Origin of the sequence: Shewanella sp. MF05960 (assembly GCF_050849305.1) — a bacterium.
Lineage (GTDB): Bacteria > Pseudomonadota > Gammaproteobacteria > Enterobacterales > Shewanellaceae > Shewanella.
In genome coordinates, this window is the sequence record NZ_JBOZPS010000009.1 from 99507 (window position 1) to 125460 (window position 25954).

Sequence of the window (25954 nt, forward strand, 5' to 3'; positions counted from 1 at the left end):
ATTAGGCTCCTAGTGGATCAGATTTAGCGGCTTGCCATGTAGGCGTGCGTTTTTCAAAGAAAGCATTAAGGCCTTCTTGACCTTCATCTGATACACGAATACGAGCAATTTGCTCGCTGGTAAAATTGAGCGTAGCGTCGTCAATCACGCCGTTTTCTAAATGCGATACGAGATTTTTTGCCCATGCCATACCCTGAGGGCTATTGGCATTAAATGCGGCGATAAAAGGGGACGCCGCAGCATCTAAGTCATCGTTAACTTCGTGAATAACTTGATGTGTTAAAGCAACATCAGCACTAAAGCGTTCAGCGGTCAGCATAAAGCGGCGTGATTGGCGATTACCCATAGCACGAACCACATACGGGCTAATTACCGCAGGGATAAGACCCAATTTCACTTCGCTTAAGCAAAAACTGGCGCGAGTGTTAGCAATGGCAATATCGCAGCAACAAATTAAGCCCAATGCACCACCAAAGGCTGCACCTTGTACCAAGGCAATGGTCGGTTTTGGGAATTTGTCGAGTACATGCATTAACTTGGCAAGCTCGTGGGCATCCGTCAGGTTTTGCTCAAAGTCCATCTGTGCTTGTTTGCGCATCCAATTAAGGTCGGCGCCAGCACTGAAATTTTTGCCATTTGCACGCAATATCAACATATTGCATTGACTGTCTTTGGCAAAGTGTTCGATAGCCTGGATCATCTCGCTGATCATCACTTCATCAAAGGCATTATGCACTTCAACTCGGTTTAAAATGAGCTCTGCCACCCCTTGTTCTAGGCGGCATTCAATGAACTTATATTGGTTTGATAACATTATTTATTACTCCTTATTAGCAGAATTAACCGCACAATTACATGCGGAACACCCCAAAGCGGGTGTCTTCAATAGGAGCATTTAATGCTGCTGATAAGGCTAAGCCGACCACGTCACGCGTTTGTGCTGGATCAATAATGCCATCATCCCAAAGTCGCGCACTGGCATGATACGGATGACCTTCTTTTTCGTATTGATCAACAATGGGTTTACGGAAGGCTTGCTCATCTTCTGCCGACCATTCAACCCCTTTGCGGGCTAAACCATCACGGCGCACTGTGGCTAATACGCCAGCAGCTTGTTCGCCACCCATAACCGAAATACGCGCGTTTGGCCACATCCACATCATGGTCGGTTCAAATGCGCGTCCACACATACCGTAGTTACCCGCGCCATAACTGCCACCGATAATCACGGTAAATTTAGGCACATTAGCACAAGACACTGCAGTCACCATTTTGGCGCCATGTTTGGCAATGCCTTCGTGTTCGTACTTTTTACCCACCATAAAGCCGGTAATATTTTGCAGGAATAACAGCGGGATTTTACGTTGGCAACACAGTTCTATGAAGTGAGCGCCTTTTTGCGCTGACTCAGAAAACAAAATGCCGTTATTGGCGACAATACCAACTGGGTAACCGTGAATACGCGCAAAACCACATACTAGGGTTGCGCCGTAGTTGGCTTTAAATTCGTCAAAGTCAGAGTCATCAACCACGCGGGCAATCACTTCTTTTACATCAAACGGCTTTTTAAGATCGGTACCGACAATGCCGTACAATTCATGGATGTCGAATTGTGGTGGTTTGACTGGACTTAATAAGCTTTTGATTTCTTTTTGATGATTAAGACGCAGTACTGCACGGCGAGCAAGCTCAAGCGCGTGGTCGTCATTTTGTGCTAAATGATCGGCAACACCGGATATTTTGGTGTGAACTTCTGCACCGCCAAGTTCTTCTGCACTGACTTCTTCACCTGTCGCGGCTTTCACTAAAGGAGGACCAGCTAAAAAGATGGTGCCTTGATCTTTAACAATAATAGACTCATCGGCCATTGCAGGCACATAAGCACCGCCTGCGGTACATAAGCCCATCACCACGGCAATTTGTGGAATGCCTTTGGCTGACATTTGCGCTTGGTTATAGAAAATTCGGCCGAAATGATCGCGGTCTGGAAACACTTCATCTTGGCGGGGTAAATTCGCGCCGCCTGAATCGACTAGGTAGATACACGGTAAGTGGCAACGGCTAGCAATATCTTGCGCACGCAAATGCTTTTTAACCGTAATAGGGTAGTAAGTGCCGCCTTTTACGGTGGCATCGTTAGCGATAATCATGCACTCAACACCGCTGACGCGGCCAATACCTGCAATGACGCCAGCGGCTGGAACTTCTTCGTCATAAACTTCGTAAGCTGCAAATTGCGATATTTCTAAGAAAGGTGAACCAGGGTCGAGTAGTTTTTCAACCCGCTGGCGTGGCAATAATTTACCACGAGATAAATGGCGTTCTAATGCCACAGGGCCGCCACCTTGTTCGATTTTTTTTAGTTTTTGTTGAAGATCATCGACCAATAACGCCATGCTGTCTGACTTGGCTTTAAATTCGTCACTGCGAGGATTGATACGGCTGCTCAGTTGCGTCATTTCTATATCCTTAATGAAGCAAAAAATAGGGGGGCTTGATTAAGGCGACATGACACGCTTGATATGCCGCCTTTGTACTGAAATGTTGGTTACTTTGACTCGTTAAACAATTCGCGACCAATTAACATGCGGCGAATTTCTGAGGTGCCGGCACCAATTTCGTAAAGCTTAGCATCACGTAATAAACGGCCTGTGGCGTATTCGTTGACATAGCCATTACCGCCCAGTAATTGAATCGCATCTAAAGCCATTTTAGTGGCCAGTTCTGCACTGTATAAAATCGCGCCAGCGGCATCTTTGCGAGTGGTTTCACCACGGTCACAAGATTTAGCCACACTGTAAACATATGAGCGTGCAGCATTCATACCTGTGTACATATCGGCTAACTTGCCTTGCACTAGTTGAAATTGACCAATGGATTGACCAAACTGTTCACGTTCATGAACGTAAGGCACCACGATGTCCATACAGGCAGACATAATGCCTAATGGACCGCCAGATAAGACGACGCGTTCATAATCAAGGCCGCTCATTAACACTTTTACGCCATTGTTTAGGCCGCCTAAGATGTTTTCTTCTGGTACTTCACAGTCTTCAAATACTAATTCACAAGTGTTCGATCCGCGCATACCTAGCTTGTCGAGTTTTTGCGCCTGGCTAAATCCTTTCGATCCACGCTCAACGATAAATGCGGTAATGCCATGAGCACCTTTTTCTATGTCGGTTTTGGCGTAAATCACATAAGTGTGGGCATCAGGGCCGTTAGTGATCCACATTTTATTGCCGTTAAGGATGTAACGATCGCCTTCTTTGCGTGCGTTTAGCTTCATTGACACTACATCCGAACCCGCGTTGGGTTCGCTCATGGCAAGGGCACCAATGTGTTCGCCACTGACTAGCTTTGGTAAGTATTTAGCTTTTTGCGCATCATTACCGTTACGGTTAATTTGGTTGACACATAAGTTTGAGTGAGCACCATAACTTAACCCAATAGAGGCTGATGCGCGGGAGATTTCTTCCATTGCGACAACGTGAGCAAGATAGCCCATGTTGGCCCCGCCATATTGCTCATCAACAGTGACACCTAATAAACCCATATCGCCAAGTACTGGCCACAATTGATTAGGAAAGGCATTGTCGATATCGACTTGGGCAGCCATAGGGGCAATTTCGTTAGCGGCAAAACCACGCACTGCATCACGTAACATATCTACATCTTCACCTAAACCGAAATTTAAACTGGTATATAAATCGCTCATTTGTATGTGTCCTGTTGAATTTTATTATCGTCTGGCAAAATATTGGCTGCCAACGCGTTATGGATGCGTTTTTGGCAGTGGGTTAAATGTTGGCCGAATTGAGTCAGCCATTTGTTATTGTTTGATTATTTGTTTTTCTTAGCTGAATTATCTTCTAATGCCGCTTTACATTGCTGTTCAGCTGAATTGAGCTCCATTAACACGACTTTAATGTCGTCCATTTGCTGCTGTAGAGACGATTTTTTCTCGTTAACCAAATCAAGCATAGTTTGTAGTTGAGTTGAGCTGCTTTTATCGGCGTCGTAAAGTTCAAATAAACGTCGTGTTTCTGCTAACGAAAATCCAAGGCGTTTGCCGCGTAAAATAAGTTTTAAACGAACTCGGTCTTTCAGGCTATAAATTCGGGTTTGCCCGCGACGCTTAGGTTTAATCAAGCCTTGGTCTTCGTAAAAACGAATACTGCGGGTGGTGATATCAAATTCTTTTGATAAGTCACTGATTGAATATGTTGATTGAGGAATGTGGGTTGTGCTCATCATGTCACCAAAAGTGTTTCTTTTGATGCAAGATATATGAAGTTTACGTAAAGGTAAAGTTTGCGGGGTGTTTTTTGGCTGTTTGTGGCGTTCAATAGTGTTAAATTTGCTTGCCAGTTACGAACGTATTATACATTAAGTATCTGTTATATTGTGGTTTTTATCTCGGGGTGAAGTTTGCTGTTGAATGTTAAACACTTGATTGAAACTAAAGGTTTTTTCAAGGATTGACTTGGCTATTATCCCTTTGTCTAATAGGGCTATTTAATGAATTCTGCTCATAATCATTACAATACAAGCTAATTAATGGAGAGCAATATGGCTGATTTAGGACTATCAATGCACGCACAATCGATAGCCGAGCCCGATGTCTTTTGGCAACAAGCTGCAGAGGCTATTAGTTGGGACGTCGCACCCAAGACAGTGTTAGACGACAGTAACAAGCCTTTTTATCGCTGGTTTGCTGATGGCAAAATGAATACCTGTTTTAATGCCGTTGACCGCCATGTACTTGCTGGCCGAGGTGAACAAACAGCGATTCATTATATTAGCCCTGTTACCCAAAACGAATATTCTATTAGCTATGACTCTGTATTAGCTCAAGTTAAACGCCTTGCAGGATTAATGACATCATTGGGTGTGACCAAGGGCGATCGCGTTGTCATTTACATGCCTATGGTGCCAGAAACCGCTTATGCCATGCTGGCGTGTGCGCGAATAGGTGCGATTCACTCTGTGGTGTTTGGTGGTTTTGCCGCCAATGAATTATCGACTCGTATTAACGATGCTAAACCGACATTAATTTTATCTGCCTCGTGCGGTATTGAGCCTTCAGGCGTAGTGCCTTATAAGCCTTTATTAGATGACGCTTTGTCTCAAGCAAAGCATAAAGTAGAACATTGCATTATTTTAAATCGAACTGAATATCAGGCTGAGCTACACGCACCCCGTGATGTCGATTGGTATGAAGCATTAATAGATGCGCCAGATGCCGATTGTGTTGCCCTTGATGCTACAGACCCTCTGTACGTGCTCTATACCTCGGGAACAACAGGGCAACCTAAAGGCGTTGTTCGTGATAATGGTGGTCATGCTGTTGCCTTAGCATGGTCAATGAAGCACATCTATGATGTTGGTGTCGGTGATGTGTTTTGGGCTGCATCGGATGTGGGTTGGGTGGTAGGGCATTCATATATTGTTTATGGGCCATTGCTGGTGGGTGCGACGACCATAATGTACGAAGGGAAGCCTATTGGTACTCCCGATGCCGGTGCTTTTTGGCGTATTATCGAACAAAAGCAAGTGCGAAGCTTTTTTACCGCGCCGACGGCTATTCGTGCAATTAAGCGAGAAGATCCAGACGGTGAATTTATTAAACAGTTTGACTTATCTTGCCTGAAGCAGATGTACTTAGCTGGCGAGCGCTGCGATCCTGAAACTTTAAATTGGAGTCAGCAACATTTGGGCAAACCTGTTGTTGACCATTGGTGGCAAACAGAAACTGGCTGGCCAGTTGCCGCCAACTTAATGGGTACCGATCCCATTGAGATTAAAGCGGGATCACCCGCTAGAGCGGTTCCTGGGTATCAAGTAGAAATTCTTGATGCAATGGGAGAACAAGTGGCCACTAACGAAAGCGGAAATGTTGTGATTAAACAGCCCCTACCACCGGGTACGCTCACGACATTATGGCAAAATGATAAACGTTATATTGACAGTTACTTGTCGATGTACCCAGGTTATTACTTAACTGGAGATGCGGGTTATATTGATGAAGATGGCTATTTATACATTATGAGCCGTATTGATGATATTATTAATGTTGCCGGACACCGTTTATCAACGGGTCGTTTTGAAGAAGTATTGTGTCAACATCCTGCCGTTGCTGAGGCAGCGGTAATTGGCGTGCAAGATAAGCTTAAAGGCCAAGTGCCTCTGGGTTTAGTGGTGCTTAAAAATGGCGTGACGTTATCCGATGATATGCTTTATAAAGAGTTGCTTGCATTAGTACGTCATGAAATTGGCCCCGTCGCGTCGTTTAGATTAGTCAGTGCAGTACAAAAGCTGCCTAAAACGCGTTCGGGTAAAATTTTGCGAGCGACCATGCGTAAGATTGCTGATAACCAAGAATACACCATGCCAGCCACGATTGAAGATCCGCAAACCTTGGATATTGTTCGCAATGCGCTGACAAAAATGGGCTATGCCAATGCGTTAACGTCTGAGTTAACCAAGGTATAAATCATTTTGTAACACAAAAAAGCCATTTTTCACGCTAAAAGTAAAACCATAAAAGCCGAGTGTTTTTATGGTTTTTTCTATTGTGACAAGATGTTACCTTCAATTAAACAGATTGGGCTTACTTTGTAAAAAACAGCGTTTCCGCGTTTTGTGACTGGTAATTTAGTTACAAGAATCGCTATAATTGCCACCCAAATGGATTCGCACTACGCGATTAATCTCTGTGACCTGTGGAAACATACACTATGAATAACCACACCCAACAATCTCACGTCGGCGTTATTGGCCTTGGTGTGATGGGCAAGAACCTTGCACTAAACATCGCGGATAACGGCTATCATGTTGCTGTTTTTGATTTAGATACCCAAAAAGTCAATGCCGCAATCTCACAAGAAGAAAGTGAACGAAAAGCGGGCGTCGCGGTACGTATGCAAGCCTGTAATAATCTTTCAGAAATGCTCGAAAATCTGGTTGAACCACGCGTTATCGTCTTATCTGTTCCAGCTGGCGCGCCAGTTGATGGTGTCTGTAAATCATTAATTGAAGCGGGTATTGAAGCGAAAGATATTGTAATTGATACGGGTAACAGTTTATGGACTGATACTGTTGCGCGTGAAGCGCAGTATAAAGGTCAGTTTACCTTTTTTAGTTCAGCTGTTTCTGGTGGTGAAGTTGGCGCACGTTTTGGGCCTTCATTAATGCCAAGTGGTGATGAAAATGCCTGGCGTTATGTTGAGCCCATTTGGAAAGCCATTGCCGCTAAAGTGGATCCTGAAACGGGTTTGCCTATTGAGCGTTTTGAGCCTGGTAATCCGGTCACTGAAGGTGAGCCTTGCACCACCTATATCGGCCCTGCGGGCTCAGGCCATTACGTTAAAATGGTTCATAACGGCATTGAATATGCGGATATGCAGCTTATTTGTGAAGCTTATCAATTACTCAGTGACGGCTTAGGCATGTCAGCTCATGAGATTGGTGATGTGTTTAATACCTGGAATAAAGGTATTCTTAACAGTTATCTGATGGGAATTAGCGCTGAAGTTTTACAACAAGATGACCCCTTAACCGGTAAGCCGTTAGTTGAAATGATTTTAGATAAAGCAGGCCAAAAAGGCACTGGTTTATGGACCGCGGTAAGCAGTTTACAAATTGGTTGCCCCGCACCAACGATTGCAGAAGCTGTTTATGCTCGTGCTGTTAGCACCCAGAAAACCTTGCGCATGCAGTTAAGTTCCAAGTTAGCCGGCCCTGCACCTGTGGCATTTAATGATGCCGAAAAAGCAGAGTTTATTGCTAACCTTGAAGATGCTTTATATTGCGCTAAAGTGTGTTGCTATGCCCAAGGCTTCCAGCTGATGGCAATGGCAGCAAAAGAGCAAAGTTGGACGTTAGATTTTGCTGAAATTGCTAAGATTTGGCGTGCGGGTTGTATTATTAGAGCGACCTTCTTACAGTCAATCACACAGGCTTATCAAGAAGATGCAAACCTTGCTAACTTGTTGATGGCTGACACTTTTAGCCAAACATTGTCGCAAAAACACCTTAATTGGCGTAAAACTGTTGCAGCATCGGTTATGCAGGGTATTCCTGCACCGTGTATTAGTTCTGCAATTGCTTATTATGACAGTTACCGCTGCGAGACATTACCGGCAAACTTGTTACAAGGTCAGCGTGACTTTTTTGGATCGCACACGTTTGAGCGTACCGATAAGCCAGCAGGTGAGAAATACCATTTAGATTGGAGCGCCAAACAGCGCACATTAGCTAAAGTGTAGGCTGGTTGAGCAATAAAAAAGGCGTCTCATTGTATGAGGCGCCTTTTTTCTTTCTGCTGTTTATGGTGTTTGTTAATAACTGGCCCTAGGGTTAACGCTATCAACGTAAAGAAAAGAATAAACCCACACTAAACAGTACACTGAATATCATCGTTAGCTTGGCTGTTTGCCCAAGTATTGGATTAAGTGCTTCACCCGAGTTGTTATGGAACTCTCGGCTTAAATTGCGGGCAATGACTAAGGACACGCCAGCCAGTAATACCGGTAAACCATCGAGTGAGCCTAATAAAAAACCCGCAATAATGATCCCAAAGGGTAAGTATACAAAGCTTTGATATAAAACCTTTGCTTGTGCTTCGCCAATGCGCACTGCAAGGGTATTTTTACCCGCTTTGGTGTCGGTTGTAATATCTCGGGTGTTATTCACCAGCATGATAGCAGCATTAAAAAAGCCGATAGCACAGCCGAGTAACCAAGATGTCATCGTGGTTGTGCCTGCTTGTAAATAATAACTTCCTACAACAGCGACTAGACCAAAAAAGACAAATGCGGCTATTTCACCTAATCCGTGAGAAGCTAGCGGGTAAGGGCCACCACTGTAACAAAGTGCACCCAAAATAGAGGCCGCAGCTAAGATAGCAATCGGCCAGCCGCCATGTACAATTAATAGAGAACCAACAATTAATGCCGTTAACAAGCAGCCTATCATGGCATTTCGGACATGATGTGGCGCTATCATGCCGCTTTGGGTGACACGAACAGGCCCAATACGCTCTTCGGTATCGATGCCATTTTTAAAGTCGAAGTAATCGTTGGCTAAATTAACCGATATTTGCAGTAAAACAGCGCATAACATTGAGGTAAATGCGATGAGTAAGCTAAATTGACTCAAGCCAATAGCGAGCATATTTCCCACGAGTAATGGACCAATAGCGGCGGGTAATGTGCGTGGGCGAATAGCCATAAACCATGATTGCATAGAACTAGATTGCATAATATTGTGATACACAGAGTCGATTAGCCTTGTCTAATATCATATCAAATATTCAATTAGGGTGCTGATATGAATCTTTGCGTTATATCACTATTTTACCAATTGCTTTCAGATGACGTTTATTCAACTGTTTAACAACAAATAAGCTAGAAAACGTAAGCTTAACTAAGGTAACCTTAACGCGTTAATTTTTGTTGTATAGAAGGTATTATGAGTCAGGTATTAAACGATTTATTGTCATTATTATCACTAGAAAAACTTGAAGATGGTTTGTTTCGCGGCCAAAGCCAAGATTTAGGGTTTGGCCATGTTTTTGGTGGCCAGGTGATGGGGCAAGCGTTAAGTGCGGCAAAACAGACTGTTAGCGCAGACCGACATGTACATTCTTTACATTCTTACTTTTTGCGCGCAGGCGATGAAAAGCAACCTATCGTTTATGACGTTGAGAATATGCGCGACGGTGGCAGTTTTAGTGCTCGCCGGGTTAAAGCAATCCAAAAAGGTCGGCCAATATTTTACATGATCTGTTCGTTTCAAAAGTATGAAGAAGGTTTTGAGCATCAAGCTCAAATGCCTGATGTTCCCGGCCCAGAAGGATTGTTGAACCAGCAAGAGCTGGCCATGACCATGCGTGATAAAGTGCCGAAACAAATGCTTGAAAAGTTTATGGCGGATTCACCCATTGAAATGCGCCTTGTGAACCCGATTAACCCGCTAGCACCTGGTACGAATGAGCCTAAACGTTATGTGTGGTTACGGGCAAATGGACAAGTGCCGAGTAATCATAATATTCAAGAATATCTGTTGGCGTATGCATCAGACTTTAATTTTTTAGTGACCGCGGCTCAGCCTCACAGTGTGTCAGTGTTAACACCTGGAATGCGCTTAGCGACAATCGATCATGCTATGTGGTTCCATCGGCCATTTAATATGGGGGAGTGGTTGCTCTATAGCATTGAAAGCCCTAATGCGGGCGGCGGACGAGGCTTTGTGACAGGCCAGTTTTTTGATAGACAAGGGCGTCTTGTTGCTTCGGCCACACAAGAAGGTTTGTTAAGAATGACGACTAAGCAAAATGACGAGTAAGGACACTGTTATGCTGAAATTAATTCCATGGCTTAAGTTGAGCATTTTTGCGCTACTGAGTGTGATGCTGAGCGCGTGTGTGACGGTAGAGCCTCCTAAACCTGTAATCGTGAATGGCTATGCTGGTTATTTAGAAAAAATTGCCTTGCCACAAGGTTGTAAAATTAATATCGCGATAATTGATTTTAATCGCCCTGGGGTGATTATTTCTCAGAAAAACTTTGATGTGGCCAGAGCGCCAGTGCCGTTTAAATTTATTTTGCCTGCTGAACTCATCAGTAGCGGCGTAGATTATGGCGTGGTGGCGATGATTACTTACAATGGAAAAGCCATTTTTCAAACCTATGATAAGTATCGTGTGATCAATAACGATAAGTACACCACCGAAGTATTGATGAAGCGCGTTAAATAACATATTAAATTACCGACTTCACAAACTTACCTATCCGTCATTGATCTCTATCTGTGACGGGTAATAATCTGTTTTCTCTCCTAATGTGCTGTTTAGGTTGCTTATGACAGAGTTAGCGCCAACTTATCGTTCACATGCACAAACCCGCTTAATTTGGGCATTGTGTATTGCTTCTGTAGTGATTTACATTAATTTGTACACAGTGCAGGGCATGCTGCCATCTATTGCAGAGCATTTTGACGTGTCTGGCGCCAAGGCGACATTAGTGTTGTCAGTAACCAGTTTTACACTTGCCTTTTCGTTATTGTTTTATGCTGTGTTGTCTGATCGGATAGGCCGCTTAGCACCTATCGTGGTGAGCTTGTGGCTACTCGCTGCCTCGAATATATTATTAATTTTTGCTGAAACATTCGATGAATTAGTGTGGGTGCGTTTACTGCAAGGTGTGTTGTTGGCCGCGGTCCCTGCGATTTCGATGGCGTATTTCAAAGAGCAATTAGCCCCTAATTTTATGCTAAAAGCGGCAGCTGTTTACATTATGGCCAATAGCATGGGCGGCATTGTCGGGCGGATTTTTGGTGGCCTAATGGCGCAAAATTTATCGTGGCAATCGTCTATGGGCTTGGTGTTTTTGGTGACATTGATGGGGGTGGCATTGGTAACATATTTATTGCCGCGTAAAGAAATAAAGCCTCCAGTGGTAAAGCAAAAAGTCTCTTTGATGCATAAAATAAAGCAAGACATAGATGGCTTTATGTTTCATCTGTCAGACTCTCAGATGCGGCTTGCTTATGCCATTGGTGGCTTAGCATTTATGATGATGGTGAATCAATTTAGCTTTATTCAGCTGCACATCATGGCCGAACCCTATGGGTTAAGTCGCTTTAATGCGACCTTGATTTTTTTATGTTATTCAAGTGGCACCTTTGCATCTTACTTATCTGCAAAATGGATTATGCGCTATGGCTCGATGCCATTATTTAGAGTGGCGTTATGTTTGATGGTCGCGGGTACATTGTTGACTCTGGTTGATACGTTGGCTGCAATTGTGGTGGGCTTTTTGATCAGTGCTTGCGGATTTTTCTTAACTCATAGTTGTTGTAATTCGTTTGTGGCAATCCGTGCAACCAGCCATCGAGCGAAGGCAACATCGCTATATTTATGTTGCTACTACCTTGGTGCATCTCTGGGAGGGCCTTATTTAATGCTATTTTGGCATGAAGCTGAATGGAATGGAGTGGTTGTCGGATCGATGAGTCTTTTAGCACTGCTTCTAGTGGCAATCTGGCGTTTAGGGATACATCAACAACAGGTTATTGATGTATCCAAAGCCAGTTAACTCTCGATAAATTGTTTACGGTCAAGATCAAACTTACGCATTTTGTCATATAAGGTTTTACGCGGTAATTCGAGCTGTTCCATCGTTAATTTTATACTGCCTTTATTATGGCTAAGGGCTTCTTCTATCAAGAGGCGCTCAAAAAACTCAACTCGTTGCTGTAATGACATACTGGTGTGCATTGTGGTGTGACTATCTAAATTGCCTGCAAAAGCAGCCTCAGCACCCAAAAGTACATAACGTTCAGCTAGGTTGCGTAGCTCGCGAACATTTCCCGGCCAGTCATGCGAAGTCAGCACCATGGTTTGTTGTGGTGTTAAGGCGATTAACGCTTTGTGGTATCGCGCGGATGCAATGCGAGCAAAATGTAAAAACAATAACGGAATGTCTTCTAGGCGCTCTCGCAGTGGCGGGATAACAATAGTGACAAGGTTAAGACGATAGAGTAAATCTTGTCTAAATTGCCCTTGTTCACATAACTGTTGCAGGTTTAACTTTGTGGCGGCAATGACGCGAATGTCTAAATCGATTGGTGTGTTAGAGCCTAATCGTTCGACTTTACGGTCTTCCAATACCCTGAGCAATTTAACCTGCAAAGACATCGGCGTGCTTTCAATTTCATCTAAAAATAACGTGCCGCCATTAGCATATTCAAATTTCCCAATACGACGTTTATCGATACCGGTAAATGCCCCTGATTCGGCGCCAAAGAGTTCACTTTCTATTAGGTTTTCTGGGATCGCACCGCAATTAATGGCAACAAAGTTGGCTTTGTTTCTGTAGCTATGGTCATGTAAATAACGAGCAACCAATTCTTTGCCTGCACCGGTTTCCCCCTCGAGCATGATGTCAGCTGGTGTGTCGAGCACCTGGTCGATGAGGTGACGCATTTTCATTACGCCTGGGCTTCTGCCTAAAATGCGTGGCCCTGGAGCGATATGAGATTCAAGCTCTCGTTTTAATTTACGGTTTTCTAAGGTTAACGATCGCTTGTCTAATGCGCGCTTGGTGACATCAAGAATATGTTCATTGTTAAAGGGTTTTTCAATAAAGTCGTAGGCGCCTTTTTTTAATGCATCAACCGCCATAGCAATGTCGCCAAAGCCAGTTAACAATACAACAGGAAGGTCATTATCTTGCTTTTTTAGTTGTTGAAGCAGGCTTAAACCATCGAGTTGCGGCATATTAACGTCTGAGATAACAATACCGGCCCAGTTTGGCGTAATGTAGCGCGCGATGGTTTGTGGGTCGGTAATGGCAAGTGCACTGATGTTTTCAAGTTTAAATAACTGTTGTAATACGGTACCGATATGGGGTTCATCATCAACAATAATGACCTGGTAGTCGTTGATGTCTTGTATTTGGGTCACGTTTACACTTCCTCACGTAAATAAAGCGGTAAGATAATATGAAAAATTGCACCGCCTTGTTGTGCATTTTCGACCGTGATTGAACCTTGCATTGATTCAATGATTCGCTGAGAAATTGACAAGCCTAACCCAAGCCCTTGGCGCTCACTGGTGGTGTAGTAAGGTTCAAAAATTTTACTCATTTGGCTTTCTCTCACACCAGGACCGCTGTCTTGAATGCTAATGTTCACTTTGGTGTCGCAGTACACCTCAATGTGTAAATGCTTGTCTTTAGATTGCTGCATGGCAACAATAGCATTACTCATTAAGTTAACTAACACTTGTTGTAATCTGACACTGTCGCCCCATATTTGGCATTTACCTTTCAACAGTGTTAACGATAACTTAATACCTTGTTTGTCCATTTCTGGTTGTACAATCGTAATAGCTTGTTCAATTGATTGACTGATCTCAGTGGCATTGTCTTTACCTTGAGACTTGCGAGTAAAGCTTTTAAATTGACCAATGATATCGGCTAACCTGTCAGTCAGTTCTATCATTATTTTGATATTACTGCTGGCATCATCAATCATATTACGGCCAATAAACGTTTGGGTGTTTTGCGCATAACTTCTCAATGCTGCCAGCGGTTGATTTAGCTCGTGGTTAATACTGGCCGACAAACTGCCAATGACAGTGAGTTTAGCGGCTTGTATGAGTTCATCTTGTGTGTCTTTTAGTTGAGTATTGGCTTGTTCTAATTCAAGCGTTCGCTCTTTGACACGCTGCTCTAGTTGATTCTGTGCTTGGCGCATTCTGAGAAGGTTTTTTCTGCGCTCTAAACTGTAAATAACAAATAAGGCAAACAACAAGTACAGGGTAGCCCCAAGCAGCATAATAGGAGGCAATGATTCATATAACGGCTTCATTGGCGCTAATATGTGTACATTCCAATTGGCGTTTGGCATCAATTGATGGCGTTCTAAGTATTTTTCTTTTCCTTCATAGGAAGATATTTGGTAGACCTGCGTGGTATTGGATTCACCTAATGCAAAATCAGGCATAAAGCTCAGTTCACCAATAGGGCGATTAGCATAGCGTTTTGACGAGTTTAGTGCGAAACGTTTAGCTTGTGATAATGGCGTTAGAGAATTAAAGCGCCATCCGCTGACACTAGACAAAAACACGATATTGTCAGGGTCGCTGATCATAAATTCATATTGGCTCGCAATAGCAATGCCGCTGCTTTGTTGCTCAATCAAACTAATATCGACTTTGACGACAATAACGCCTAATACCACGCCCTTGTGATAAACCGGGTTAGCAAAATAAAACCCGCGTTTGTTCGATGATGTTCCTACAGCGTAATAGCGGCCTGACTTGCCTGAAATAGCCTCTATAAAGTAAGGCCTGAAAGAATAATCGTGATTAACAAACGAGTTTGGTTGCTCCCAATTACTCGCCGCAATGGCAACACCTAATGCATCGGTTAAATAAATATCAGACGATTCTGTGACTAATTGCAGCTCAGATAAGTAGGCATTGAGTTTGTCTATCGTTTTAGGATTTTGTTGGTCAAGTAGGCCTTGCTCTAAAATGGGGTTTTTGGCTAAAACGGCTGGAATGTTCTCGTAATGTGCCAACGCATTATCGATAAAGATAACCAATTCATTTATTTGTTTTTCGGACTGTTGCGCAATGTTTTTTGTGCCTTGATCGAGCAAATACCAATGAGTGATTTTAAGGGTCAATAATAACCCAATGATCAACAAGATGCTCATCAGTACATTACGCTTTTTGATAGTCGAGAATGAAAACATGCAAATTCCCAAGTGGCGATTCAGATTATTATAAATGGGGTTAAATAAAAACGAGCCTTAGTGACCTAAGGCTCGTCTATGATACGACAATTATCAAGTTAGTAGCCGTTTAATTTGTCGATGTATTCAGGTAAAAATAGTGAAATTTGTGGAATGTAAGTAATTAATATCAAGAACCCAAGGAGTAAAACTAACCATGGCAAACATGACTGAATAACCCACCCCATACTTTTGCCCGTTATCCCTGCGGTGACAAACAGGTTGAGCCCCACCGGCGGTGTCAGCATACCTATCTCCATGTTAACCACCATGATGATCCCTAAATGGATCGGGTCAATGCCTAACTGAGTTGCAATGGGGAACAAAATTGGGGCCATGATGAGCAAAATAGCAGATGGCTCCATAAAATTACCCGCAGCCAACAGCAATAAGTTAACAATGATTAAAAAGCCCCATGCGGGTAAACCAAGGCCGACAATGGCTTCAGCAATAATGTGTGGGATACGTTCTGTTGTCAGAACATGAGCGAACAACATGGCGTTGGCAATAATAAACAACAACATAATGCTGACTTTAGCGCCATCACGCACTACATGACGGATCTCTTTATCTGCCGGGGTTTTGATTACCGCAAGTAACATATAACCCATATTACGTACCGAAGCGCCAATAATAGATTCACGCGGATTTCGCCATGCCACATTTTTAAGTGGCCCAATATCGCGATAACCAAATACTGCGATAAAGTATGCATATACACAGGCTACCGCGGCCGCTTCAGTAGGACTGGCAACACCACCGTAAATAGAACCAAGCACAATAAGAATGAGCGCTAATCCGCCCATTGCTTTAGCACTTGATATTGCGAGTGCTTTAACACCAGGGAAAGGGCGTGAAGGCAGTTTTTTAATGCGGGCCACAATATAGATGGCGATCATTAAAATACAGCCCATCATTAGCCCTGGAATGAGCCCAGCCATAAACATTCTGGCGGCTGACACTTCAGTTGCTGCGGCGTACACGAGCATCACAATAGAAGGGGGAATTAAAATACCCAATGTGCCTGAGGTTGTGATAACACCCGCAGCAAACTTTTCTGGGTAACCTGCACGCACCATCCCGACAATCACAATAGAACCGATGGCGGCTACGGTTGCAGGAGATGAACCAGACACTGCAGCAAAGAGCATACAAGCCATAACGGATGCCATGGCTAAACCACCACGAATGTGGCCAACACTGTCCATTGCAAAGTCAATGATCCGCCGTGCAACACCACCGGTTGACAGAAACGCTGATGACAAAATAAAGAATGGAATTGCCAGTAAGGTGTAATGCTCAGATGTGGATTCGTAAAGTTTTAAAACAATAGAGGCAAGTGAGTCATTAGAGAATAATAAAATCGTCAGCATGCTTGAGAAGCCTAATGCAATCGCAATAGGCATACCAATCATCATGCAGATAAGCAGAGTGATAAATAACGTTGCGATAGTCATTATGTCGCGTCCTTATCATTTTTTTCTTGTTGTGCTAATGATGCCGAAATCGCTGCTTCGTCGATGAGGTGCATGCTATCTTTTGCTTCATCTGCCAGTTGAAAGCCCACAGCCTGATTTTTCAAAATGGCAATAAATAACTCAACAAAACGCCAGGTTAACATTGAAAAACCAATTAATAAGATGCTTTGAGACAACCAGATTGGCACCGCGCCATCTTCTACATCAATACGCAATGTTTCCCATGCATAATCAGGATCTAATTGATGAATAAACCAAGCTGGAAAATCGATATCTTCCATTGGAATACCAATTTGATACATTTGGCTTAAGTAATCCCACGAGCCCTTTAAAAACATTGCACAATATACAACGCAACATAAGCACGCAAAAATGGCCACAATTTTTTGAGGTTTGCCAGATAGCTTGGAAACAAACGCATCAACCCCAATGTGTGCACCCACTTTTACGCCATAAGACATCCCGAATAACACAAACCAACCGCATAAGGTCAGCGTCAGTTCTTGGATCCATAAAAAACCGGTATTAAAGAAAAAGCGAGCTATCACTTCACCAAATACAAGTAGGGTCATCAAAGTGATGAGCAGGTTGAGAAAACCCTCTTCAAAATAACCAAATAGTCTCGATATCACGGTTATACTCCTCGAATAGAAAAGGATGGTACTGAAACATACTGGATTTCAGTACCACGTTAAGTATTAAGACTATTTCGTGTTTGCAGCTACGGCCGCATCAATCATGTCTTTACCGATTTGGCCTTCAAATTTAGCCCAAACTGGCTTCATAGCATTAACCCATTGCTGACGCTCAGCCTGGGTTAATGTCACTAACTTAGAGCGCTTAGAATCAATGATTGCCTGTCTGTCTTCATTGTCCTTTTCTGCTGCAATTTTATTACCAAGAGCAATTGCTTCATCAAGAGAGGTTTTAAATACAGCTCGTTTATCAGCTGAAAGGCCTTTCCAAAATGTATTTGATGAAACGACCATATAATCGAGTACGGCATGATTACTTTCAGTAATGTGGCTTTGCACTTCATAAAACTTCATTGAATACGTATTTGACCAAGTATTTTCCTGACCATCAATTGCACGAGTTTGTAGTAAGGTAAAGACTTCAGAGAAAGGTTTTTTAACTGGAATGGCACCGACAGCGTCAAACTGAGCGGCAATAACATCGGATGCCATAATGCGGAATTTTTTACCATTAGCATCTTTTGGTAGCGTAAGTGGGTCGTTAGCTGAAAATTGTTTCATACCGTTATGAAGGTAACCTAAGCCAACGACTCCTTTACGGTTCATTGAGTTGAGTAGCTTTTGGCCAGATTCAGATTGTTGAAAACGGTCAACGGCTGCCATGTCTTCAAACAAAAATGGCAAATCAAAGATTTGCAGTTTTTTGGTATAGCGTTCAAATTTAGATAATGAAGGGGCTACAAACTGTACGTCATTCAATAACAACGCGGCTAATTCATTATTGTCACCAAATAACTGTGAGTTAGGGAATACGTTAACAACATATTCACCAGGTAAACGTTGTTCGATTAATTCTTTAAACTTGAGTGCCATTTGCCCTTTAGGCGTATTTTCTGCCACAACATGTGAAAATTTAATTTCTATAGGCTCTGCAAATACATTAAAGCTCGCCGCAAGAATTGAGGCGATAGTTGCCAGTTTTGCTATTGATTTTAATGGGTGTGTAAAAGTACTTGTCGATTTTTTCATGAGGTTTAGCTTCCTTTTTTTAGTGTTATATATTCCTCACGGAGGGCACATGTTCCCAGAACAAGTGAACCATAAACGCGTTATGAGGATGTATAAAACATAGCAAGCAGTGGGCCACAATGTTAATTATTTGTATCTTTATGAATTTGTTAGTTTTAATTTAATGTGAGTTATGCGGAAGCTATTTTGTGTGTGGATTGTCACACAGTAGGCCTATTTTAATGGGTGGAAAGTCACACATTTAATTAGGATGTGATATGCAGATTAGGATTGATATGAGTCATTAAAGTAAGGATATAAATAAAAAAGATAAAAAAACCACCTTTCGGTGGTTAATTTATTATGCACATACATGCATTAGGTACCAATTAAATGGTGGAGCTACACGGGATCGAACCGTGGACCTCTTCACTGCCAGCGAAGCGCTCTCCCAGCTGAGCTATAGCCCCAAATTCTAGTATTACTAAACTAAAATTTGAATAATATGGTATCCCATAGGGGATTCGAACCCCTGTTACCGCCGTGAAAGGGCGGTGTCCTAGGCCTCTAGACGAATGGGACACATTTGATACGTTATACTCTGTATCGAGTGAATACTCACTAATGTCTGTAGGCTAAACATTGGTGCTTTTAGACTGTTAAACGCTTTTTCTAAAACAATAATAGTTTCGAATTATGTTCAACCATCTTAAATATGGTATCCCATAGGGGATTCGAACCCCTGTTACCGCCGTGAAAGGGCGGTGTCCTAGGCCTCTAGACGAATGGGACACATTTGATACGTTATACTCTGTATCGAGTGAATACTCATTGGTGTCTGTAGGCTAAACACCAGTGCTAATCACCTATAATGAAGCACAAAACCCTAAGGATTCGAACCCCTGTTACCGCCGACTCTTTATAAACCAAGTGGGCGATGTCCTAATCTCTATTTCTAGACGAATGGGACACATTTGACACGTTATACTCTGTATCGAGTGAATACTCACTAATGTCTGTAGGCTAAACATTGGTGCTTTTAGATTGTTAAACGCTTTTTCTAAAACAATAGTTTCGAATTATGTTCAACCATCTTAAATATGGTATCCCATAGGGGATTCGAACCCCTGTTACCGCCGTGAAAGGGCGGTGTCCTAGGCCTCTAGACGAATGGGACACATTTGATACGTTATACTCTGTATCGAGTGAATACTCACTAATGTCTGTAGGCTAAACACCAGTGCTAATTACCTATAATGAAGCACAAAATCCTAAGGATTCGAACCCCTGTTACCGCCGACTCTTTATAAACCAAGTGGGCGATGTCCTAATCTCTATTTCTAGACGAATGGGACACATTTGATACGTTATACTCTGTATCGAGTGAATACTCACTAATGTCTGTAGGCTAAACATTGGTGCTATCGAATCGTTAACTTTACAGTCAACCACTCAAGAAAGTGGTATCCCATAGGGGATTCGAACCCCTGTTACCGCCGTGAAAGGGCGGTGTCCTAGGCCTCTAGACGAATGGGACACATTTGATACGTTATACTCAGTATCGAGTGAATACTCATTGATGTCTGTAGGCTAAACACCAGTGCTAATTACCTATAATGAAGCACAAAACCCTAAGGATTCGAACCCCTGTTACCGCCGACTCTTTATAAACCAAGTGGGCGATGTCCTAATCTCTATTTCTAGACGAATGGGACACATTTGATACGTTATACTCTGTATCGAGTGAATACTCACTAATGTCTGTAGGCTAAACACCAGTGCTAATTACCTATAATGAAGCACAAAACCCTAAGGATTCGACCCCCTGTTACCGCCGACTCTTTATAAACCAAAGTGGGCGATGTCCTAAGTTCTATTTCTAGACGAATGGGACACATTTGATACGTTATACTCTGTATCGAGTGAATACTCATTGATGTCTGTAGGCTAAACATCGATGCTATATAGATCATTAAACGCATTTTCTAAAACAAACGTTTCGAATTATGTTCAACCATCTTAAATATGGTATCCCATAGGGGATTCGAACCCCTGTTACCGCCGTGAAAGGGCGGTGTCCTAGGCCTCTAGACGAATGGGACACATTTGATACGTTATACTCTGTATCGAGTGAATACTCATCAATGTCTGTAGGCTAAACATTGGTGCTAATTGCTACAAATCAACAAGGATTCGAACCCCTGTTACCGCCGACTCTTTATAAATCAAAGTGGGCGATGTCCTAAGCTCTATTTCTAGACGAATGGGACACATTTGATACGTTATACTCTGTATCGAGTGAATACTCATTGGTGTCTGTAGGCTAAACACCAGTGCTAATTACCTATAATGAAGAACAAAACCCTAAGGATTCGAACCCCTGTTACCGCCGACTCTTTATAAACCAAGTGGGCGATGTCCTAATCTCTATTTCTAGACGAATGGGACACATTTGATACGTTATACTCTGTATCGAGTGAATACTCACTAGTGTCTGTAGGCTAAACACCAGTGCTAATTACCTATAATGAAGCACAAAATCCTAAGGATTCGAACCCCTGTTACCGCCGACTCTTTATAAACCAAGTGGGCGATGTCCTAATCTCTATTTCTAGACGAATGGGACACAATTGATACGTTATACTCTGTATCGAGTGAATACTCATTAATGTCTGTAGGCTAAACATCAATGCTAATTATCTACTTAAAGACTGTTAAGTAAGTGGTGGAGCTACACGGGATCGAACCGTGGACCTCTTCACTGCCAGCGAAGCGCTCTCCCAGCTGAGCTATAACCCCGTCTTACTTAATGCTTTTGAATATGCTACTAGAAAAAATCTAACATCATGTCTCAACTGCGAGGCGCATTCTATGCAGCATACCCAAAAGTGTCAACTCGTTTTTTAGGAATTTATTCTATCTGCTACAAATTCAATCGCTTTGGATATTCTTTGTGCAGATCTTTCTTTTCCGATTAAGAACAAGGTTAAATCTAACGCAGGAGACTGTCCTGCGCCAGTAACCGCAACGCGTAAAGGCATACCGACTTTACCCATGCCCACATCAAGTTCTGTCGCTGTCGCTTCAATAACGTTGTGAATATTCTCTACACTCCAATCATTTAGTTCAGATAACTTTTGATTGAACAATGTTAAAGGCTCTAGTGCCACGCCGCGTAGATGCTTCTTAGCTTGTGCTTCATCGAAGTTATCAAAATCTTCATAGAAGTAACGGCTTGAAGCGGCTAATTCTTTTAATGTTTTTGCTCGTTCAGATAATGCGGTAACAATTTCAGTTAACGCTGGACCATTACTAGTATCAATTTTCTGATCTTCCATATGCCATTGCAAATGTGATGCGACATAAACAGGATCGAGAGACTTGATATAATGTTGGTTTAACCAAATGAGCTTATCAGTATTAAAAGCTGAAGCAGCTTTATTGATATCATCTAACTTAAACAGCGTTTTCAACTCTTCCATTGAAAATATTTCTTGATCGCCATGAGACCAACCTAAGCGAACAAGATAGTTTAATAGTGCTTCTGGTAGATACCCATCATCACGGTATTGCATAACGCCCACAGCACCATGACGTTTAGATAGCTTGGCGCCATCGTCACCTAGAATCATCGACACATGTGCATATTCAGGGATCGGTGCGCCTAATGCTTTAAGGATATTGATTTGGCGTGGCGTATTATTAATATGATCTTCACCGCGTACAACGCAGGTAATACCCATGTCCCAGTCATCTACTACAACACAGAAATTATAGGTCGGTACGCCATCGGTACGCTTAATGATTAAATCATCAAGCATATCGTTAGAAATTTCGATTCGACCACGAACGTGATCATCAAATATAACACTGCCTTCAATTGGGTTTTTAAAGCGAATGACAAAAGGTTCGTCAGTGTCACGAGGTGCAAGGTTACGACAACAACCGTCATATTTTTGTTGCAAACCTTGCGCAGCCTGATCTTCACGCATGCTCTCAATGCGTTCACGCGAGCAATAGCATTTGTATGCAGTGCCGGTATCTAGCATTTGCTCGATAATTTCGTTGTAACGATCAAAACGTTTAGTTTGGTAATAAGGGCCTTCATCCCATGTTAGTCCTAACCAGTTCATACCATCAAGAATGGCATCACATGCTTCTTGAGTTGAACGTTCAATGTCAGTGTCTTCAATACGAAGCACGAATTCACCATTGTTAGCACGTGCGTGCAACCATGAATAAAGTGCAGTACGAGCACCACCTACATGAAGAAAGCCTGTTGGACTTGGAGCAAAACGCGTCTTAGTAGTCATAATCGGACACTAACCTATTTATAAACGTCTAAATAAAGACAAACAAAAAAATGTGCTGCTATTCTAACAGTCAAATTCAGTAGTTGAAATGGTGAGGGGGGCAAACCTGAGGTAGTTTTTAAATTTACTTAATCTATTGTGAAAAGAATAGGCTTGAATGCTTGACGATAGTAATCCATTTTGGCCATTGAATACAAAGTTTGTTATTGCTATTTATAAGAGCGATTAATCAATTCAAGTTTGATTATGAATATAAATAATCTATAACAATCTATTGATTAACAAAGCATCAAAGCGAACAATTTTAGGTCGACTGACATTTTTTTAATTAAAAAGCGTTGACAGGTTTTACTTGCCCCCTATAATACGGCCCCACACAGCATGAGGTCGCTTAGCTCAGCTGGGAGAGCACCTCCCTTACAAGGAGGGGGTCACTGGTTCGAGCCCAGTAGCGACCACCATATCTTCATTGATGAAGATATTCTTATGTTGATTACATCCCAGGTCGCTTAGCTCAGCTGGGAGAGCACCTCCCTTACAAGGAGGGGGTCACTGGTTCGAGCCCAGTAGCGACCACCATGTAATCTGATAAAATGATGTGTAGAGTCCCAGGTCGCTTAGCTCAGCTGGGAGAGCACCTCCCTTACAAGGAGGGGGTCACTGGTTCGAGCCCAGTAGCGACCACCATTTCTCCAATAGAAAGGTCGGACTCAAACGTAAAATATCCCAGGTCGCTTAGCTCAGCTGGGAGAGCACCTCCCTTACAAGGAGGGGGTCACTGGTTCGAGCCCAGTAGCGACCACCATATTTTATGCTTTTTAAAGTTTGATATCCCAGGTCGCTTAGCTCAGCTGGGAGAGCACCTCCCTTACAAGGAGGGGGTCACTGGTTCGAGCCCAGTAGCGACCACCATATCAAACCATAATATCTACGTTATATCCCAGGTCGCTTAGCTCAGCTGGGAGAGCACCTCCCTTACAAGGAGGGGGTCACTGGTTCGAGCCCAGTAGCGACCACCATATTCTTCGTTATGCCCTCAAATTTAGTCAATATCCTTCCATATTTAAGAAACTCATATCTCATTTTGGTAATTAAATTTTGTTTAGATTATTCTAATCCGATTGTTACAATTCAATTGTACTGATAATTTTCTTCATATTTTGGCCGTAAAAAAGCCACTCAAATAGAATGGCTTTCTGGTGTTACAACGCTGAAAATTATGACATTAATCTAACCCTAAAAAACCACCAGTTTGATGTGACCAGAGTTGTGAATATATTCCATTAGCTTTAATCAGCTCTTGATGAGAGCCTTGTTCTACAATTTTACCTTGGTCCAATACAATCAGACGATCCATTGCTGCAATGGTGGATAACCTATGGGCAATCGCAATAACTGTTTTACCTTCCATTAATTCGTATAAAGACTCTTGAATAGCTGCTTCGACTTCTGAGTCGAGCGCTGAAGTGGCTTCATCGAGTAATAATATCGGGGCGTTTTTAAGTAAGACTCTTGCAATTGCGATACGCTGGCGTTGACCACCAGACAGCTTAACGCCGCGCTCACCAACCTGTGCATCTAAGCCTTTATTACCGAAAGGATCCGTTAACGTATCAATAAAATCAAATGCTTGGGCTTGAGTAATTGCGGCCATCAATTTTTCTTCGCTAGCGTGTGGATCGCCATAAAGAATATTTTCGCGAATCGAGCGATGTAATAGTGATGTATCTTGAGTCACCATGCCAATGTTGGCACGTAATGAATCTTGAGTAATGTCCGTTAATGGTTGGCCGTCAATAATAATTTGTCCCTGCTCGACATCATGAAAACGCATCAGTAAGTTCACTAATGTCGATTTTCCTGCACCTGAACGACCCACTAAACCGACTTTTTCACCTGGTTTAATATGTAAGTCAAGCGCATCGATAACCCCTTTTTTCTCACCGTAATGAAAACTTACCTGGTTAAAATCAATTTGACCGTGGTTAACAACAATGTCCTTTGCATCTAGTTTATCTTGAATCGCAATGGGTTTTGACAAAGTATTCATGCCGTCAGTTACGGTACCAATATTTTCAAATAACGAGCTAATTTCCCACATAATCCATTGAGACATGCCGTTCAAACGCAGCGCTAAGCTCACAGCAATTGCTATTGCGCCAACGGTAATGGCACTGTCTGCCCATAGCCAAATTGAAACAGCAGTGATAGTGAATGCCAATAAATAATTAATGATTTGAACTAACACGTTAATTACTGTGACTAAACGCATTTGGCCATAAACCGTGTTTAAAAAAATGCTCATACTGTCGCGCGCATAATCCGCTTCTTGCTTGGTATGAGAAAACAATTTTACGGTGGAAATATTGGTGTAACTGTCAACAATACGGCCCGTCATTGTTGAACGGGCATCAGCTTGCTCAGTGGCTACAGCTTTTAGTTTAGGCACTAATTTCCATTGAATAGCAACATAGGCGGCTAACCAAATCAGCATAGGTAATACAAGGCGTACATCGGCGCTGGCAATCATGACTAACATCGAGGTGAAATAAATCAAAATGTACATCAGCACATCTAATAATTTCATGACTGTTTCGCGCACAGCTAGCGAGGTTTGCATCACTTTAGTGGCTACGCGGCCAGCAAAATCGTCCTGATAAAACGAAATACTCTGCTTAAGTAAATAACGGTGTGCCTGCCAGCGAATGGCCATTGGGTAGTTGCCGAGCAACGTTTGATAGACAATGGATGCATGCAACCAGACTAAAAAAGGGATAACAAATATTACAATAATGGACATACCAATTAAGGTTACATGTTCATCTTGCCATAATGTCTGTGGGTTCTTAGTGACTAACCAATCAACTAATTTTCCCATAAATCCAAATAACGACACTTCGAGAATGGCAAGCATTGCCGTGAGTACAGACATCACAATTAATGGCCAACCAAACCCGCGAGTATAATGACGACAGAATGCGTACAAGGTATTCGGCGGCTGAGTCGGTTCTTCTGGTGGTAAAGCTTGGGTCAAGGATTCAAAAAATTTAAACATCTATTGCTCTAACATGGTTAGTGAGATTTCTGGTGCATAGGATAACGTAAAAATGACAAATGTAATGGGTTAAATTGTTACCGTATACAAATGCGA

At 42.6% G+C, this 25954-nt stretch carries 17 protein-coding genes and 13 tRNA genes; 11 read left to right on the forward strand and 19 right to left on the reverse strand.

Translation table 11 applies throughout. The features are described 5' to 3' along the window. Position 1 precedes the first annotated feature (1 nt). The 4 genes from ACROAE_RS11090 to ACROAE_RS11105 all read right to left on the reverse strand — a co-directional run bounded on the left by ACROAE_RS11090 (position 2) and on the right by ACROAE_RS11105 (position 4254). Entirely contained in the window at positions 2-814 is an 813-nt protein-coding gene (locus tag ACROAE_RS11090) for an enoyl-CoA hydratase-related protein (RefSeq protein ID WP_432401701.1), read from the reverse strand. 37 nt (positions 815-851) lie between these two features. Then, on the reverse strand, positions 852-2459 hold the full coding sequence (locus ACROAE_RS11095) for a carboxyl transferase domain-containing protein (protein ID WP_432401703.1): 1608 nt from the start codon (positions 2457-2459) through the stop codon (positions 852-854). 89 nt (positions 2460-2548) lie between these two features. Beyond that, positions 2549-3718 (reverse strand): isovaleryl-CoA dehydrogenase, encoded by a 1170-nt coding sequence (locus ACROAE_RS11100; RefSeq protein ID WP_432401705.1) that lies wholly within the window; start codon positions 3716-3718, stop codon positions 2549-2551. 125 nt (positions 3719-3843) lie between these two features. Continuing rightward, on the reverse strand, positions 3844-4254 hold the full coding sequence (locus ACROAE_RS11105; protein WP_432401869.1) for a MerR family transcriptional regulator: 411 nt from the start codon (positions 4252-4254) through the stop codon (positions 3844-3846). Between the two features lie 318 nt (positions 4255-4572). Between ACROAE_RS11105 and ACROAE_RS11110 the strand changes: the two genes are divergently transcribed. Together ACROAE_RS11110 and gndA are read left to right on the forward strand one after the other, a co-directional pair. Then, on the forward strand, positions 4573-6495 hold the full coding sequence (locus ACROAE_RS11110; protein ID WP_432401707.1) for a propionyl-CoA synthetase: 1923 nt from the start codon (positions 4573-4575) through the stop codon (positions 6493-6495). A 245-nt stretch (positions 6496-6740) separates the two neighbouring features. Next, entirely contained in the window at positions 6741-8270 is a 1530-nt protein-coding gene (gene gndA / locus ACROAE_RS11115; RefSeq protein ID WP_432401709.1) for an NADP-dependent phosphogluconate dehydrogenase, read from the forward strand. A gap of 100 nt (positions 8271-8370) precedes the next feature. Here the strand turns inward: gndA and ACROAE_RS11120 are convergent, their stop codons facing one another. Continuing rightward, positions 8371-9264 carry a 1,4-dihydroxy-2-naphthoate polyprenyltransferase gene (locus ACROAE_RS11120; RefSeq protein WP_432401711.1) on the reverse strand — a complete coding sequence of 298 codons (894 nt, stop codon included), beginning with the start codon at positions 9262-9264 and terminating at the stop codon, positions 8371-8373. Positions 9265-9474: 210 nt separating this feature from the next. On the opposite strand from ACROAE_RS11120, the gene tesB reads away from it, so the two are divergent. The 3 genes from tesB (at position 9475) to ACROAE_RS11135 (ending at position 12101) form a co-directional block, all read left to right on the forward strand. Beyond that, positions 9475-10350 (forward strand): acyl-CoA thioesterase II, encoded by an 876-nt coding sequence (tesB, locus tag ACROAE_RS11125; protein WP_432401713.1) that lies wholly within the window; start codon positions 9475-9477, stop codon positions 10348-10350. A gap of 10 nt (positions 10351-10360) precedes the next feature. After that, entirely contained in the window at positions 10361-10762 is a 402-nt protein-coding gene (locus ACROAE_RS11130) for a YbaY family lipoprotein (RefSeq protein ID WP_432401715.1), read from the forward strand. A gap of 103 nt (positions 10763-10865) precedes the next feature. Then, positions 10866-12101, forward strand: coding sequence for an MFS transporter (locus ACROAE_RS11135; protein WP_432401717.1), 1236 nt, complete (start codon positions 10866-10868; stop codon positions 12099-12101). On the opposite strand, the gene ACROAE_RS11140 is transcribed toward ACROAE_RS11135, so the two are convergent. The 13 genes from ACROAE_RS11140 to gltX form a co-directional block, all read right to left on the reverse strand. Beyond that, on the reverse strand, positions 12098-13471 hold the full coding sequence (locus tag ACROAE_RS11140; protein ID WP_432401719.1) for a sigma-54-dependent transcriptional regulator: 1374 nt from the start codon (positions 13469-13471) through the stop codon (positions 12098-12100). The two genes, ACROAE_RS11135 and ACROAE_RS11140, sit on opposite strands and share 4 nt — an antisense overlap. Positions 13472-13473: 2 nt before the next feature. Further along, positions 13474-15270: a sensor histidine kinase gene (locus ACROAE_RS11145; RefSeq protein ID WP_432401721.1), complete on the reverse strand. Its 1797-nt coding sequence runs from the start codon at positions 15268-15270 to the stop codon at positions 13474-13476. Between the two features lie 98 nt (positions 15271-15368). After that, positions 15369-16766 (reverse strand): TRAP transporter large permease, encoded by a 1398-nt coding sequence (locus ACROAE_RS11150; protein WP_432401723.1) that lies wholly within the window; start codon positions 16764-16766, stop codon positions 15369-15371. Further along, on the reverse strand, positions 16766-17419 hold the full coding sequence (locus tag ACROAE_RS11155; RefSeq protein WP_432401725.1) for a TRAP transporter small permease: 654 nt from the start codon (positions 17417-17419) through the stop codon (positions 16766-16768). The genes ACROAE_RS11150 and ACROAE_RS11155 overlap by 1 nt, the downstream gene beginning before the upstream one ends. A 72-nt stretch (positions 17420-17491) precedes the next feature. Further along, positions 17492-18511, reverse strand: coding sequence for a TRAP transporter substrate-binding protein (locus ACROAE_RS11160; protein WP_432401727.1), 1020 nt, complete (start codon positions 18509-18511; stop codon positions 17492-17494). A gap of 373 nt (positions 18512-18884) precedes the next feature. Continuing rightward, a tRNA-Ala gene (locus ACROAE_RS11165) sits at positions 18885-18960 on the reverse strand. 36 nt (positions 18961-18996) lie between these two features. Then, positions 18997-19072 (reverse strand) — tRNA-Glu (locus ACROAE_RS11170). Positions 19073-19206: 134 nt separating this feature from the next. After that, a tRNA-Glu gene (locus ACROAE_RS11175) sits at positions 19207-19282 on the reverse strand. Between the two features lie 309 nt (positions 19283-19591). Then, positions 19592-19667 (reverse strand) — tRNA-Glu (locus ACROAE_RS11180). Positions 19668-19951: 284 nt separating this feature from the next. Further along, positions 19952-20027: transfer RNA gene (locus ACROAE_RS11185), tRNA-Glu, on the reverse strand. Between the two features lie 489 nt (positions 20028-20516). Then, positions 20517-20592, reverse strand: a tRNA-Glu gene (locus tag ACROAE_RS11190). A 621-nt stretch (positions 20593-21213) separates the two neighbouring features. Further along, a tRNA-Ala gene (locus ACROAE_RS11195) sits at positions 21214-21289 on the reverse strand. A 104-nt stretch (positions 21290-21393) separates the two neighbouring features. Beyond that, a complete protein-coding gene (gene gltX, locus ACROAE_RS11200) occupies positions 21394-22803 on the reverse strand; it encodes a glutamate--tRNA ligase (protein WP_432401729.1) in 1410 nt (469 codons plus the stop codon). A gap of 385 nt (positions 22804-23188) precedes the next feature. Between gltX and ACROAE_RS11205 the strand changes: the two genes are divergently transcribed. From ACROAE_RS11205 to ACROAE_RS11230, 6 genes are all read left to right on the forward strand, one after another. Next, a tRNA-Val gene (locus ACROAE_RS11205) sits at positions 23189-23264 on the forward strand. Positions 23265-23306: 42 nt separating this feature from the next. Continuing rightward, positions 23307-23382: transfer RNA gene (locus ACROAE_RS11210), tRNA-Val, on the forward strand. Positions 23383-23414: 32 nt separating this feature from the next. Further along, positions 23415-23490, forward strand: a tRNA-Val gene (locus ACROAE_RS11215). 42 nt (positions 23491-23532) lie between these two features. Then, a tRNA-Val gene (locus ACROAE_RS11220) sits at positions 23533-23608 on the forward strand. Positions 23609-23639: 31 nt separating this feature from the next. Next, positions 23640-23715: transfer RNA gene (locus tag ACROAE_RS11225), tRNA-Val, on the forward strand. 31 nt (positions 23716-23746) lie between these two features. Beyond that, positions 23747-23822 (forward strand) — tRNA-Val (locus tag ACROAE_RS11230). A gap of 206 nt (positions 23823-24028) precedes the next feature. Here ACROAE_RS11230 and ACROAE_RS11235 read toward each other — a convergent pair. Continuing rightward, entirely contained in the window at positions 24029-25858 is a 1830-nt protein-coding gene (locus ACROAE_RS11235; protein ID WP_432401731.1) for an ABC transporter ATP-binding protein, read from the reverse strand. Positions 25859-25954: the final 96 nt, after the last annotated feature.

What these genes read in the sequence shown, in the direction of transcription:
- ACROAE_RS11090 (WP_432401701.1), bottom strand. Translation starts at nt 814, where the DNA reads ATGTTATCAAACCAATATAAGTTCATTGAATGCCGCCTAGAACAAGGG.
- ACROAE_RS11095 (WP_432401703.1), bottom strand. Translation starts at nt 2,459, where the DNA reads ATGACGCAACTGAGCAGCCGTATCAATCCTCGCAGTGACGAATTTAAA.
- ACROAE_RS11100 (WP_432401705.1), bottom strand. Translation starts at nt 3,718, where the DNA reads ATGAGCGATTTATATACCAGTTTAAATTTCGGTTTAGGTGAAGATGTA.
- ACROAE_RS11105 (WP_432401869.1), bottom strand. Translation starts at nt 4,254, where the DNA reads ATGAGCACAACCCACATTCCTCAATCAACATATTCAATCAGTGACTTA.
- ACROAE_RS11110 (WP_432401707.1), top strand. Translation starts at nt 4,573, where the DNA reads ATGGCTGATTTAGGACTATCAATGCACGCACAATCGATAGCCGAGCCC.
- gndA (WP_432401709.1), top strand. Translation starts at nt 6,741, where the DNA reads ATGAATAACCACACCCAACAATCTCACGTCGGCGTTATTGGCCTTGGT.
- ACROAE_RS11120 (WP_432401711.1), bottom strand. Translation starts at nt 9,264, where the DNA reads ATGCAATCTAGTTCTATGCAATCATGGTTTATGGCTATTCGCCCACGC.
- tesB (WP_432401713.1), top strand. Translation starts at nt 9,475, where the DNA reads ATGAGTCAGGTATTAAACGATTTATTGTCATTATTATCACTAGAAAAA.
- ACROAE_RS11130 (WP_432401715.1), top strand. Translation starts at nt 10,361, where the DNA reads ATGCTGAAATTAATTCCATGGCTTAAGTTGAGCATTTTTGCGCTACTG.
- ACROAE_RS11135 (WP_432401717.1), top strand. Translation starts at nt 10,866, where the DNA reads ATGACAGAGTTAGCGCCAACTTATCGTTCACATGCACAAACCCGCTTA.
- ACROAE_RS11145 (WP_432401721.1), bottom strand. Translation starts at nt 15,270, where the DNA reads ATGTTTTCATTCTCGACTATCAAAAAGCGTAATGTACTGATGAGCATC.
- ACROAE_RS11150 (WP_432401723.1), bottom strand. Translation starts at nt 16,766, where the DNA reads ATGACTATCGCAACGTTATTTATCACTCTGCTTATCTGCATGATGATT.
- ACROAE_RS11160 (WP_432401727.1), bottom strand. Translation starts at nt 18,511, where the DNA reads ATGAAAAAATCGACAAGTACTTTTACACACCCATTAAAATCAATAGCA.
- gltX (WP_432401729.1), bottom strand. Translation starts at nt 22,803, where the DNA reads ATGACTACTAAGACGCGTTTTGCTCCAAGTCCAACAGGCTTTCTTCAT.
- ACROAE_RS11235 (WP_432401731.1), bottom strand. Translation starts at nt 25,858, where the DNA reads ATGTTTAAATTTTTTGAATCCTTGACCCAAGCTTTACCACCAGAAGAA.